Annotated in this window: 15 protein-coding genes; all 15 read left to right on the top strand. The window is 45.2% G+C overall.

Annotation, left to right across the window (positions count from 1 at the left end; all coding sequences use genetic code 11):
* The first annotated feature begins 2 nt into the window (after positions 1-2).
* The 15 genes from PHS46_04355 (at position 3) to PHS46_04425 (ending at position 12,130) form a co-directional block, all read left to right on the top strand.
* Positions 3-998: a metallophosphoesterase gene (locus tag PHS46_04355; protein MDD3905750.1), complete on the top strand. Its 996-nt coding sequence runs from the start codon at positions 3-5 to the stop codon at positions 996-998.
* 79 nt (positions 999-1,077) lie between these two features.
* Positions 1,078-1,485 (top strand): transcriptional repressor, encoded by a 408-nt coding sequence (locus PHS46_04360; protein MDD3905751.1) that lies wholly within the window; start codon positions 1,078-1,080, stop codon positions 1,483-1,485.
* Between the two features lie 7 nt (positions 1,486-1,492).
* Positions 1,493-2,188, top strand: coding sequence for a cytochrome c biogenesis protein CcdA (locus PHS46_04365; GenBank protein MDD3905752.1), 696 nt, complete (start codon positions 1,493-1,495; stop codon positions 2,186-2,188).
* Positions 2,189-2,201: 13 nt separating this feature from the next.
* Complete coding sequence (locus tag PHS46_04370; GenBank protein ID MDD3905753.1) at positions 2,202-2,813, top strand: tetratricopeptide repeat protein; 612 nt, start codon at positions 2,202-2,204, stop codon at positions 2,811-2,813.
* Between the two features lies 1 nt (position 2,814).
* Positions 2,815-3,393 (top strand): hypothetical protein, encoded by a 579-nt coding sequence (locus PHS46_04375; GenBank protein MDD3905754.1) that lies wholly within the window; start codon positions 2,815-2,817, stop codon positions 3,391-3,393.
* Between the two features lie 80 nt (positions 3,394-3,473).
* On the top strand, positions 3,474-4,460 hold the full coding sequence (locus PHS46_04380; protein ID MDD3905755.1) for a zinc ABC transporter substrate-binding protein: 987 nt from the start codon (positions 3,474-3,476) through the stop codon (positions 4,458-4,460).
* Positions 4,445-5,191, top strand: coding sequence for a metal ABC transporter ATP-binding protein (locus PHS46_04385; protein ID MDD3905756.1), 747 nt, complete (start codon positions 4,445-4,447; stop codon positions 5,189-5,191). The genes PHS46_04380 and PHS46_04385 overlap by 16 nt, the downstream gene beginning before the upstream one ends.
* Positions 5,192-5,194: 3 nt before the next feature.
* Positions 5,195-6,019, top strand: a complete 825-nt coding sequence (locus tag PHS46_04390) for a metal ABC transporter permease (GenBank protein MDD3905757.1) — start codon at positions 5,195-5,197, stop codon at positions 6,017-6,019.
* 158 nt (positions 6,020-6,177) lie between these two features.
* Positions 6,178-7,554, top strand: a complete 1,377-nt coding sequence (locus tag PHS46_04395) for an MATE family efflux transporter (GenBank protein MDD3905758.1) — start codon at positions 6,178-6,180, stop codon at positions 7,552-7,554.
* A 216-nt stretch (positions 7,555-7,770) separates the two neighbouring features.
* Complete coding sequence (locus PHS46_04400; GenBank protein MDD3905759.1) at positions 7,771-8,397, top strand: DUF47 family protein; 627 nt, start codon at positions 7,771-7,773, stop codon at positions 8,395-8,397.
* 3 nt (positions 8,398-8,400) lie between these two features.
* Entirely contained in the window at positions 8,401-9,396 is a 996-nt protein-coding gene (locus PHS46_04405; protein MDD3905760.1) for an inorganic phosphate transporter, read from the top strand.
* Positions 9,397-9,409: 13 nt separating this feature from the next.
* On the top strand, positions 9,410-10,729 hold the full coding sequence (locus PHS46_04410) for a DEAD/DEAH box helicase (protein ID MDD3905761.1): 1,320 nt from the start codon (positions 9,410-9,412) through the stop codon (positions 10,727-10,729).
* Positions 10,730-10,743: 14 nt separating this feature from the next.
* On the top strand, positions 10,744-11,040 hold the full coding sequence (locus tag PHS46_04415) for a hypothetical protein (GenBank protein ID MDD3905762.1): 297 nt from the start codon (positions 10,744-10,746) through the stop codon (positions 11,038-11,040).
* 17 nt (positions 11,041-11,057) lie between these two features.
* Entirely contained in the window at positions 11,058-11,723 is a 666-nt protein-coding gene (locus tag PHS46_04420) for a phosphoribosyltransferase family protein (GenBank protein MDD3905763.1), read from the top strand.
* Positions 11,720-12,130, top strand: coding sequence for an EamA family transporter (locus tag PHS46_04425; GenBank protein MDD3905764.1), 411 nt, complete (start codon positions 11,720-11,722; stop codon positions 12,128-12,130). The genes PHS46_04420 and PHS46_04425 overlap by 4 nt, the downstream gene beginning before the upstream one ends.
* The last annotated feature ends 1 nt before the right edge of the window (position 12,131 follow it).

The following is a 12,131-nucleotide window of genomic DNA, read 5'->3' on the forward strand; positions in this document are numbered from 1 at the left end:
ATATGAAGTTAAAGAAAATTTTAGCCATTCTCATAATAATCGTTTTGGTATATTCATTCCTGCCGCTTATCTCGTTTCAGTTCACCCGGTTAGCAGAAAAATCATCCAATAATCAGGCAACTGTCGAGCAGCTTAAGGAAAACAAGGGTGGCTACTTTTCCTTTATCGCCTTCGGCGATAGCCACAACGGATTATTTACTAATGACGCGTCCACTCTAAAATTAATTTGGCATATGAATAGGGAAGATAGATTCAGGAAAGTGCCGATAGATTTTGTGCTACATACTGGGGATGTCAGCCTAAACGGTTCCGAACACGATTTCAAAGCATGGAAGAAAATGCAAGCCCTTATTAAATACCCCATTATCGCGGCTATAGGAAACCATGACGATAGGAAACTTTTTGAAGAATATTGCGGCGATAAGCAGTTTGCCTTTGTGAACAGAAACTCTTATTTTATCGTTGTTGATAATGCCGATGGTGAGCCCGATCTTATGTGGCTTGAAGAAAGGCTAAAAGAAGGGAAAAAATACGAACATACCTTCGTTATAATGCACAAGCCACCATGCGACCCATACCAGCAAGAATGGTACAATATCGATAACGCGCCGTGGGCATACAGCTTAAGGAAACTTTTGGCTAAATATCATGTAGATATGGTATTCGCCGGACACAAACATATGTTTAAACACCAACGGTTCGATAATATCGATTATATCACTACCGGCGGAGGTGGGATGCTTATGGAGATCCCGGAATCTGAAGGAGGTTATTTACATTACATCCGGGTAATGGTCAATCATGACTATGTGACTTATGAGGTAAGGAAGATATCACCGCCTCTATGGTTACACATAACATACTACCTTGGTAAGGAAGCGTTATATTGGGCGCGTAACTGGTATGGGTCGGGATATATTTTTGGCAGGAATGCGAAGATAATAGAACCCAAAGTCGAGAGTCTTAATGACCGTGAATATTGGTTCGGGGGAAAATAATAAAAAATAGTCGATGGTTGATAGTAATCGGTTTTTGTTTTATAATAAAAAGAAACAATTTCTATCTATAGGTGTTCCCTTGGAAATATTACTAACAAGATTAAAATCGAATAAACTGAAGCAAACCCCAAAAAGAAAAGCTATTCTAAAACTGTTTTTAGATAAAAAACGCTTTTTAAGTCCCGAAAAAATTTTCGCCGTTATAAAAAAAGAATTTAAAAGGGCAAGCTTTCCATCGATCTATCGGAATTTGGATGAGCTATACAGGATAGGCATTCTTATCAAAGTACAAAAACCTGATAGAAGATTATATTATGCTCTGTGCATGGCGAAGAACGATACTCATCATCACCACATAATCTGCGTAAAGTGCGGCAAGATAGGCGAATTTAAAGGATGCGATATAATAAATAAAAAGAAGATAGGCGGATTTAAGATTTTAGACCATTCACTGCAATTAGAAGGCCTTTGCAGTAAATGTTCATAGGGGTAACATGCTTTCATTTGTCGAAAAAGCGTTAACAAATACACCGATTTTGGCCATATTTATAGTATTCTGGGCCGGCGCTATCGCGTCTATGAGTTCCTGCACTCTTGTGCGGATTCCGGTTGTTTCCGGATATATCGCGGGCGCTGCAGGCTCTAAGAAGAAAGCCATCCTCCTTGCCCTGTCTTTTACGATGGGACTTATTATAAGCTACACGATATTAGGAATCCTACTAGGAATAGTCACTAACTTCTCCGGGACGCTCATAAAGTTCAGTAAGATCATTTACTGGTTCCTTGGAACACTGTTAGTGTTTAGCGGATTGTTTTTGTCCGGCCTTATTAAATGGAAAGGCATGGAACATAGGCATGCCATTCAGGATAAATTCAAAAACGCCGGTTATTTGGGAGGATTTATTTTTGGGATGATATTTGCCTTTCTTGAAATGCCGGCCTGCCCATGTTGCAGTTCTGTTTTGATAATAATAGCGAGTATAGTAATGCTTAAGGGGTCATTTCTTTATTCATTGATTATATTTATAAGTTTTGCGGTTGGCCAGAGCTTTCCAATACTGCTTATAGGAACCTCAACAGGACTGATTAAATATTTACTGCCCAAGATGGAACGTTCGGAAGAATGGATAAAGCTTGTGGCCGGGAATGTGCTGATAGTTCTGGGCATATGTTTTATTATTATTGCATAGGGGATTTTTTATTATGGAAACACAGGAGCCGAAATGTAGTTGCTGTCATGATCACGAATATAGGGTTTTAATCAATCCTGTAAAAAGACGCCTGTTCAGTATAATTTTTATTTTACTGGCATTAACTGCTTTGAAACCATTTTTATTTAGTCAGATATTTAAACGAGGCTGTGCTTATGTTGCCTATCCTTTATACGATGATGCTATAAGGCAATATAAAAAGTGCGTATTCTTAAACAAAAAGAGCGACGACGCCTGGGATTGGCTTGGTTATGCATATAAAGGTAAGGGGGATATCCAAAAGGCGATCGAGATTTATGAATACGCAATCAAAATAAACCCCGATAATAAAAAAGCCCGTTTCAACTTAGGCATGATTTACGCTGTGAAAAAAAACTTTAATGAAGCGGCGGGACATTTTAAATACATTGCGGCTATGGGTAAAGAAAATGAGGTAACGCTCGACCTTATCTCATGTCATCGATCTTCCTGCGAAATGCTCATTACGTGTTTTGAAAGGATGGGAGATGTTATCGAATTGAAGCGCGCAATTGATATGACATTGAGATTTTATCCAGATAACAAGAAGGCAAAGGATAGGCTTTCGAAAATTGAAAGTATCTAAAATGAAAAACACAATAAAGATTTGTTTTTTGTTGTTTATCGTAGTCATTGCCGTAAGTGCAGGCGTAGTCCCAAAGTCGCGCCATATTGATTTTGTGAGCATGCCGAATACCGCCGAAGCGAGCATAGAAAAAACAGGTGAGATTTACACCGTAACCTTTGAGCAGTTGGAACAAGCAAGAAAATATATCGACAAGGCAAGGAAAGGGGAAGATATAACGGATTTCCCGGAAGACTTATTGAAACTTAGCGGCAAAATGGTGAAAGTCACTGGAAATCTTCTTATCCCGAGAGAACAATATTATATGAACGAACCGTTAAAGAATTTCGCGGTATCCAAGAACGCTTTCGGTTGCCCATGCTGCACATGGGGACCTCCGCCTACTGTATTTGACAGCATCTTCGTGACTTTAAAAGAAGGAATTCGCGTAGACCCGCCTTATTCTCAATATGTCACCGTAACAGGTATCTTTAAGGCAGAGAAGCGCTCCTGCGAAGACGGAAGGCTTGCCGGTTTATTCTATATAACTAACGCTACGGCCGAAAAAGTGAAAAAATCATTTTTGAGCAGTATCTTTTAATTACCAAAAGCCCTTGACAATCCATCTTTGCGTGTTACTATAAATAGAAATGATTTCTATTTATAAAAAGGAGGATGAAAATGTTTAGAATAATTAAAGTCGTAGCTACTGTGCTTTTTGTCTGTGCATCATGTGCTTTTGCGCAGGAGGGCAAGGGAAAGATCGAGGTAATTACGACTCTATTCCCGACATATGATTTTGCTAAAGAAGTTGGTAAGGATAAAGTGAGCGTTTCGCTTTTACTGCCACCTGGAGTTGAGTCACATACATTTGAGCCAAAGCCGCAGGATGTTGTCAGGATCAACAAAGCCGATATATTTATATATACCGGTAAATATATGGAGCCGTGGGCAGAGAATATTCTCAAGGGTATTTCCAATAAAAATCTTTTAGTTGTTGACGCGAGCAAAGGTATCGAGCTTATGGTTGAAGATGACCATGATGAAGAGGGTGAACACCATGAAGGAGAGGCTGAGCATAATGAAGAAGATCATCATGATGGTGAACATGGTCACCATCATCACGGAGGGAAAGATCCTCATATCTGGTTAGATTTAGCCAATGATCAGATTATGGTTGATACGATTGCGCGGGCGCTATCGGAGAAAGATCCGGCTAACGGGAGTTTTTATTTAAAGAACGCGGAAGAGTATAAAACAAAGCTGGCTGATCTCGACAGGCGTTTTAAAGAAACGCTTTCCACGGCCAAATATAAGACGATCATCTACGGCGGGCATTTTGCATTTGGTTATTTCGTGAAGCGCTATAGGCTGGAGCATGATTCGCCGTATGACGGTTTTTCACCGAATGCCGAACCAAGTCCCAAAGCCATAGCGGAGCTTGTCAATAAACTTAAAGCATCCGGCAGTAAATATATTTATTATGAAGAGTTGCTTGATCCAAAAGTCGCACGAGTGATCGCGCAGGAATCCGGAGCTAAGTTGGAATTACTTCACGGGGCGCATAATGTCAGCAAAGACGAATTGAATAAAGGCGTTACATTTATAGATATAATGGAAGAGAACCTGAAAAAGCTGAAAGTCGGCCTTGAATGCAGTCAAAAATAATCGAAGTAAAAAATCTACGGGTTAAGTATCAGAACGTAGAAGCGCTCAGCGGAGTAAGCTTTGACCTGGATGCCGGTGACTATGTCGGCATTGTAGGTCCTAACGGTTCCGGGAAGACGACGTTAGTAAAAGCTCTTCTGGGGCTATTACCTTTTGAGGGCAAAGTCAGCTTCCAGGGTAAGAGTTTTTCAGAATTCACCGCGCGTAAGCATGTAGGGTACCTTCCTCAAAAGATGTCGTTTCTCGACCAGCGCTTTCCGGCGACAGCCAAAGAGATCGTTGTTTCCGGCGTGTATTGCTGCAAAAGATTTCCGATAACGCTAAATAATGAGGACTACATAGCGGCGGAACAATCGATGAAAATACTCGGGATCACGAATCTCAAAAATCGCCCTATTGGCAGATTATCAGGCGGCCAGCAACAGAGGGTGCTATTGGCTCGGGCGCTTGTTCATTCTCCGGAGGTCTTGATCCTTGATGAACCTACCGTGGCCTTGGATCCTCAATCCCGCGAAGCTTTCTATTCTACGGTGCAGAAACTGAATAAGGAAAAGAAGGTAACGGTAATTTTGATATCACACGATGCCGCTTCTGTCGGAAAATACGCATCGAAATTACTTTATATAGATAGAAAAGTAATATTCTATGGGACATTCGAGGAATTCTGTAAATCTGCTCAAATGTCCGATTATTTCGGGCCGGGCCAACACATCATCTGTCACAGGCACTAGACTATGGATATATTAGGACAAATACACGAAGCTCTTCAATATGCTTTTATTCAGCGCGCGATTATTGCCGGTTGTTTTATGGCGCTTGGCTGTTCGTTTCTCGGGGTATTTCTTGTACTACGCCGTTTTTCTCTGATAGGTGATGGCCTCGCTCATGTAAGTTTTGCTACTGTTGCCCTTGCTCTTCTTTTGCAGGCCCAACCAATGATAGTTTCGATACCTCTGGTGGGTCTTGCCTCACTCCTTATCCTTAAGCTTAACGAAAAAGCTCATGTTTACGGTGACGCGGCGATAGGGCTCGTCTCGTCTTTTGGTATTGCCATAGGAGTTATTATCGCCAGTACGGCAGGCGGATTTAATGTAGATCTATTCAGTTATCTTTTTGGAAATATACTATCGGTGAGTGGTCTTGAAGTTTGGATAACGATAATAATATCTTCTTTGGTGGCGTTCGTCACAGGCCTGTTTTACCATGACCTTTTTGCCATAACATTCGATGAAGAATATGCGCAGGTTTCCGGAATAAAAGTGCGCTTGGTAAACAGGATTCTAATATTACTTACCTCATTTATAGTGGTATTGGGCATAAAGATTGTGGGCACAATGCTTGTATCGAGCCTCATAATATTGCCGGCAATATCAGCGTTACAGATAACAAAGAGCTTTCGTGCCACCATTGCGCTTGCCGGAGTATTCGCGATTATCTCGGTAATAATAGGTGTCTTTGCTTCTTATGTAATGAATTTACCTTCGGGGGCTACTATCGTTATGGTCAATTTTGTATTTTTCATAGGTGCATTTTTATTTCATAAGATGCAGAGACGATAAATGACAAATAACGTACTTCATGCCTAAAAAGTTCATATTTAAAATACTTTAAAAAATGGATTATGTAGAATATAATCGTTAAATATGATTAATACTAAATCCATTCATAAATAATGAGCCCCATTTTAAAGTTAAAACAGCATCTGAGAGAAGCAGGGATGGCTGAAATCGTTGCCATCTCCATGCCTATGATCGCATCCTACGCCTGCGATACGATAATGGTGTTTACCGACAGGCTGTTCCTATCGCGACTTGATCCCGAGCTGATGAACGCCTCTCTCGGCGGTGGTGTAAGCGCCATGGCCTTTACTTCGTTTTTCGTCGGCTTGGTCGGATTCACAACAGCGCTCGTTGCCCAGCACCTCGGTGCCAGGCGGAAAAAAGACTGCAGCGTTGTGGTAACGCAAGCCTTGCTTTTTTCCTGCCTTGCTTATCCGCTTATATTACTGATGCAGCCTCTCGCTCATAGGCTATTCGTATTTGCGGGAGTGGATGCGCGGCAGCTGGAACCTCAGGAACTTTACCTCAAGATATTATTATACGGCTCCATTATAAGCTTAGCGCGCATATCTTTGAGCGGTTTCTTTTCCGGAATTGCCCGAACCCGGATTGTTATGTTCGCCTCGTTTGCGGCCATGATTACCAATGTAGTCATGGATTATGTTTTGATATTTGGTAAATGCGGTTTCCCGCCGCTCGGGATACGGGGTGCGGCATACGCTACTATCCTTGGAGGCGTTGTCGGTTTATCGATCCTCGCGGCGGACTATTTCAGCGAGCGCAATCGTAGGGAATACGGTATAGGCGCTTCATTTCATTTTGACCGGGCGCTGGCCGGGAAATTATTAAAGTTCGGGACACCTACTGGGCTCGAGATGTGCCTCAATATATTTGCGTTCAACGCCATCATAATGTTATTCCATTCTCTTGGGCCGGTGACGGCAACGGCCGCTACGGTTGTATTTAATTGGGATCTGGTATCGTTCGTGCCGCTTATAGGTATAGAGATAGGCGTGACGAGCCTTGTGGGAAAATATATGGGCGCGGGTGACCCCGGCAAGGCACACCACTCGGTGATGTCCGGACTGAAATTGGGCATGCTCTATTCCGCGGTAATACTGGTATTTTTCATCCTTTATCCCGGCATGCTTGTAGACACCTTCCGTCCAACTGCCGCCAGTGAGGTATTTGCCAGTGCCGTGCCGCTTGCGGTATTTATGGTGCGCCTGGCTGCCGTATATGTGATGGTCGAAGCGATGCTATGCGTCTTTATTGGAGCCCTGCGCGGGGCAGGGGACACGTTTTGGGCGATGCGTACATCGGTAATTATACACTGGTTAATGGTTGCAGTTTTGGCGCTTGTGTTGCGTGTATTCGGCCTATCACCATGGATAGGCTGGACTGTAGTGGTATTTTTTTTCCTAATATTTTCAATGGTAGTCTTTGTCAGGTACAAAAAAGGCGGCTGGAAGAAACTACGCATGGTGGAGCAGGCCGCTCCCCCAGAGCTGATCCCGGAGATCGGAGAAGTTTAGCTACCGCGAATTTAGGCTTGCCCTCGTTGAATTTGACTGCCCGTCCTGAGGGGATTGGAAAAGTTTCTCAAATTTTCTTCGAACTGAATAGGAATATCATATTTACAGAGTATTGATTTTTAAAAGAAAAGAAGTTTTTAGGAATGCCTTGACACCTTAAAGCCTCTCCGTTTATAATAAACGTGTAATTATACTTATTTAACCGGAGGGGTTTCTATGTTGCGCCGTTTTCTTCCTAAAGAGTTCAATTTCTTCGATCTGTTCGAGAAACAGGCCCGCTACGCGGCTGACGCGGCGGAGTGTTTTAAAGAGCTTGTGGCTAAGAGCGTTATCGACGACGCCGCGATCGACAGGATGCATGAAATCGAGCACCAGGGCGACGATGTCGCGCACACCATACTTGATAATCTTAACAAAACTTTCATAACGCCTTTTGACAGGGAGGATATCCACTCCTTAGCCAAGGAGATCGACGACATAACCGATATGCTATACGCTATAGTAAACCGGATGAAAGTTTATAAGGTTGCCGGAGCGAATAAAAACCTGATAGAATTTGCTTCAGTGATAAGCGACTCGGTCAATGCCGTAACCCGCGCTGTCCGCGGGCTTCGCGATATGAACAGGGCCAAAGAGGTTTCCGAGGTCTGTGTCGAGATAAATCGCCTGGAAAATCTGGGCGATGCCATGAGGGATTCGGTGCTTGCCGAACTATTCGATACGGAAAAAGACCCGATCACTATTATGAAGTTGAAAGAGATATATCAGGATGCCGAGACCGTACTCGATATCTGCGAAGACGTAGCTCACGTGGTTCAGTCTATCCTCGTAAAGCAGGCTTAACAGATGACGTTAGCCATACTGCTTCTTATAATACTCGCGTTGGCGTTTGATTTTCTAAACGGGTTCCATGATTCCGCTAATTCTATCGCGACGATAGTTTCCACTCGCGTATTATCTCCCAGGATTGCGATAATATGGGCGGCATTCTTTAATTTTGTCGCCTTCCTATTTTTCGGGCTTCATGTTGCCACCACCATAGGTAAAGGGATCGTGGATATAACCACGATCGACCAGATGACGATATTTGGCGCTCTTACCGGTGCGTGCGGCTGGAATCTGATCACATGGTATCTGGGTCTTCCGACCAGTTCATCTCATGCGCTCATCGGAGGGATGATAGGCGCCGCTCTCATGAAAGCAGGTGTGCAGTCATTGTTGTGGAAGGGCATACTAATGACTGTAGCGTTTATTTTTATATCTCCGGTGCTGGGGCTTATCCTTGGTTTGGGCCTGGGAATAGGCGTGTACTGGTTATTCAGGAAGAGCGCTCCCTCGCAGGTTGATCACATTTTTCGTAAGGGGCAATTAGTGTCGGCGGCTTTTTACAGCATAGGCCACGGCGGGAATGATGCGCAGAAGACGATGGGTATCATTGCGAGCTTGCTCTTCAGCGCGGGACTGCTCGGCAATAAGTTTTACATTCCGTGGTGGGTGATCCTGTCGTGTTATACGGCGATAGCGCTCGGTACGATGTTCGGAGGCTGGCGCATAGTCAAGACGATGGGTCAGAAGGTCGCGAAACTTAAGCCCGTTGACGGTTTCTGCGCGGAATTCGGCGCCGCTATAACGCTATTCATTTCGTCGGGTTTCGGTATACCGGTAAGTACGACACACACTATTACCGGCGGCATAATGGGAGTGGGGTCTTTGCGCGGATTGAGCGCGGTGAAGTGGGGGGTTGCGGGCAGGATCGTGTGGGCATGGGTTTTAACCATACCGTGTTCGGCTATTATATCGGCGCTGGCTTATTCGCTGGCTCGTTCAGTATTTCACAAATAACAGGGGGTTTTGTATGACAAATCAGACCGGCAGTTCTTTTTACGGAATGGGCATAGCGCCCAAAGTGCTCGACATACTCGAGCGTATGCGCTTTACGGTTCCTACGCCTATTCAACATAAAGCGATACCCATTGCTATCGAAGGCAAAGACATAGTAGGCGTGGCCCAGACGGGAACGGGCAAGACGCTTGCCTTTGCTATTCCTCTCGTCCAGCGTCTCTCCCAGATGAAGGGACGTTGCCTTATCCTTGTGCCGACAAGAGAGCTCGCGCTCCAGGTCGATGAGACGCTCCAAAAGATAGCTCCGTCATTCGGATTAAAGACGATTGTTTTAATAGGCGGCGCTTCGATGTCGATGCAGTTACAGGGCTTAAGACGAAATCCGCGTATCCTTATCGCTACACCCGGGCGGCTTGTCGATCACATGACTCAGCGCACCGTTATGCTGGCCGATGTAAATATACTGGTTCTGGATGAGGCCGACCGCATGCTTGATATGGGTTTCCTGCCCCAGATAGAACGCATCCTGCGGTTTATACCCAAAGACAGGCAGACGATGCTATTCTCTGCGACGATACCTCAAGATATCATGAAGATAGCCGCTTCGTATATGAAGCTTCCGGTCAGCGTCGAGGTAGCGCCATCCGGTACAACCGCCGAAGGCATAGCTCAGGAGCTTTTTATCGTAAAAAGAGATTACAAGAAACAACTCCTCGAGAAGATATTGAAACAATATCAGGGATCGGTACTCCTGTTCTCCAGGACGAAGATAGGCGCATCGAAAATTACCCGGATGATAAGGCACATCGGCCAGACCGTTGCTGAGATACATTCGGACCGTTCGTTGAACCAGAGAAGAGAGGCGCTCGAAGGCTTTAAGGTAGGCAAGTACAGGATACTCGTAGCAACCGATATAGCGGCGCGGGGTATAGATGTTACAGGCATAGAGCTTGTTATAAATTACGATCTACCCGAAGATGCCGAGAACTACGTCCATCGTATCGGACGGACGGCCCGTGCCGGAAGAGAGGGGAGAGCAATCTCTTTCGCGACACCCGAGCAGGGCGACGAAGTTCGCAATATCGAAAAACTTATAAAGAGTCCTCTGCCGATATCCGAGCATCCCGAATTCCCAAAAGAAAAATTTGTTCCCGCTTCGAGTCAGGGTGGGTCCCGTGGCGCTCACAGGGGTTACCGCGGTTCTCGACAGGGCGGCGGTCACAGCGGAGGCTATGGCGGCAGTCACGGAAGTAGTTATGGCGGCGGCGCCCGGCGGAGCAGTGGGAGCAATTCGTCCTGGAAATCTTCATCCGGCAGTAAGAAGTACAGATAAATACAGGAGGATTTATGAAAAGAATAGCAACTGTTTTTATCGCTATAGCGCTCCTGGCCGGCTTGGCGCCGGCATTTGCGGCGGTTGTTAAAAAAGCGGCGGCTACGGCCGTCAAGCCGGCGGCGACTGCTAAAGTAGAGAACCCGGTCGTTGTTGTTCCTGTCGAGAAGAGTATAGGGCCGGCGAAGACACCTTTTAACATGGTCGCGTCATACCTTTCCGGATTCGACAGGGCATATGCCCGGCGCGGCAATAAGCAGAGCTATTGCAATGCCGCCGCGGATTGGCTAAAGAATATAAATAAGCAGTAGCCGCGAAATACAAAAATATGGGTCAGATACGGATATTGTCGGATAGTGTCGAATTATTCCGCGACCGTAAAGAGGCGGGGCGGATCCTGGCCGGGGCTCTGGAGGATTTTAAAGGCCAGGGTACGGTTATTCTCGGTATACCACGCGGCGGAGTAGTGGTAGCGGAAGAGGCCTCGGAACTTTTAAATACAGAGTTTGATATAATATTTTCGCGTAAGATAAGCGCTCCGGATAATCCAGAACTGGCCATTGGCGCGATAAACGAAGGCGGAAAGGTTTTTCTCGACGCGTATTTTGTTTCGCGTATTGCCGTGAGTGAAGATTATATCAAGGCGGAGGTAAAGCGCCAGGCTGAAGAGATCGCGCGCCGATCCATTTTATTCCGCAGGATAATCCCAAAGGTGTCGCTCGAAGCGAAGACGGTAATAATAGTCGATGACGGTTTGGCGACCGGCTCGACGATGCAGGCATCACTTTATGCCGTGCGGCAGGAAAAGCCGGCAAGGCTTATCGCCGCCTGTCCGGTAGCGTCAAGCGATGCAGTTGAGAAGGTAAGGAATTATTGCGACGAAGTTATATGTTTAAAGGTTCCCGAATTTTTCAGCGCGGTAGGCCAATTCTACAAAAATTTCAATCAGACGACGGATGAAGATGTCGTCGCCATATTAAAAGGACGCAGGTGAAGCAAAATCATCTTACGCTTAAGGTTTTTGCTCTTCTGGTAGTGAATGATGTTTTAGACAGCGTAGCCCAGCTATGCATGAAGAAGGGCCTGGCGCAAACCGGGATAAGTTCCGTAGGTCTGAATAACATCTTTCAATTCGGATTCCTAAGCCTGTCGTCATGGCTCATCTGGGCGGGCATCCTCGTATATATAATAAGTTTTGTGCTGTGGCTCGTGATACTTTACAGGATAGATATCAGTATCGCCATGCCTGTCGGTTCCACCGCCTATGTATTCATACCTCTCCTGGCAATATTTTTCCTGCATGAACAGGTCAGCCCATTAAGATGGCTCGGTATAGTCCTTGTGGTACTCGGCATACATTTTACGGCACAAAGCTCCAGCGCTAAGAAAGGCGCGGTGTAAT

The sequence above is a fragment of the Candidatus Omnitrophota bacterium genome (assembly GCA_028699255.1).
Classification (GTDB): Bacteria; Omnitrophota; Gorgyraeia; order 2-01-FULL-45-10; family 2-01-FULL-45-10; genus FEN-1322.

Bases quoted from the DNA above. Each gene is read 5' to 3' on its own strand.
- PHS46_04385 (MDD3905756.1), top strand. From the start codon at position 4,445: ATGCAGTCAAAAATAATCGAAGTAAAAAATCTACGGGTTAAGTATCAG.
- PHS46_04365 (MDD3905752.1), top strand. From the start codon at position 1,493: ATGCTTTCATTTGTCGAAAAAGCGTTAACAAATACACCGATTTTGGCC.
- PHS46_04390 (MDD3905757.1), top strand. From the start codon at position 5,195: ATGGATATATTAGGACAAATACACGAAGCTCTTCAATATGCTTTTATT.
- PHS46_04405 (MDD3905760.1), top strand. From the start codon at position 8,401: ATGACGTTAGCCATACTGCTTCTTATAATACTCGCGTTGGCGTTTGAT.
- PHS46_04370 (MDD3905753.1), top strand. From the start codon at position 2,202: ATGGAAACACAGGAGCCGAAATGTAGTTGCTGTCATGATCACGAATAT.
- PHS46_04355 (MDD3905750.1), top strand. From the start codon at position 3: ATGAAGTTAAAGAAAATTTTAGCCATTCTCATAATAATCGTTTTGGTA.
- PHS46_04415 (MDD3905762.1), top strand. From the start codon at position 10,744: ATGAAAAGAATAGCAACTGTTTTTATCGCTATAGCGCTCCTGGCCGGC.
- PHS46_04420 (MDD3905763.1), top strand. From the start codon at position 11,058: ATGGGTCAGATACGGATATTGTCGGATAGTGTCGAATTATTCCGCGAC.
- PHS46_04395 (MDD3905758.1), top strand. From the start codon at position 6,178: ATGGCTGAAATCGTTGCCATCTCCATGCCTATGATCGCATCCTACGCC.
- PHS46_04380 (MDD3905755.1), top strand. From the start codon at position 3,474: ATGTTTAGAATAATTAAAGTCGTAGCTACTGTGCTTTTTGTCTGTGCA.
- PHS46_04410 (MDD3905761.1), top strand. From the start codon at position 9,410: ATGACAAATCAGACCGGCAGTTCTTTTTACGGAATGGGCATAGCGCCC.
- PHS46_04375 (MDD3905754.1), top strand. From the start codon at position 2,815: ATGAAAAACACAATAAAGATTTGTTTTTTGTTGTTTATCGTAGTCATT.
- PHS46_04400 (MDD3905759.1), top strand. From the start codon at position 7,771: ATGTTGCGCCGTTTTCTTCCTAAAGAGTTCAATTTCTTCGATCTGTTC.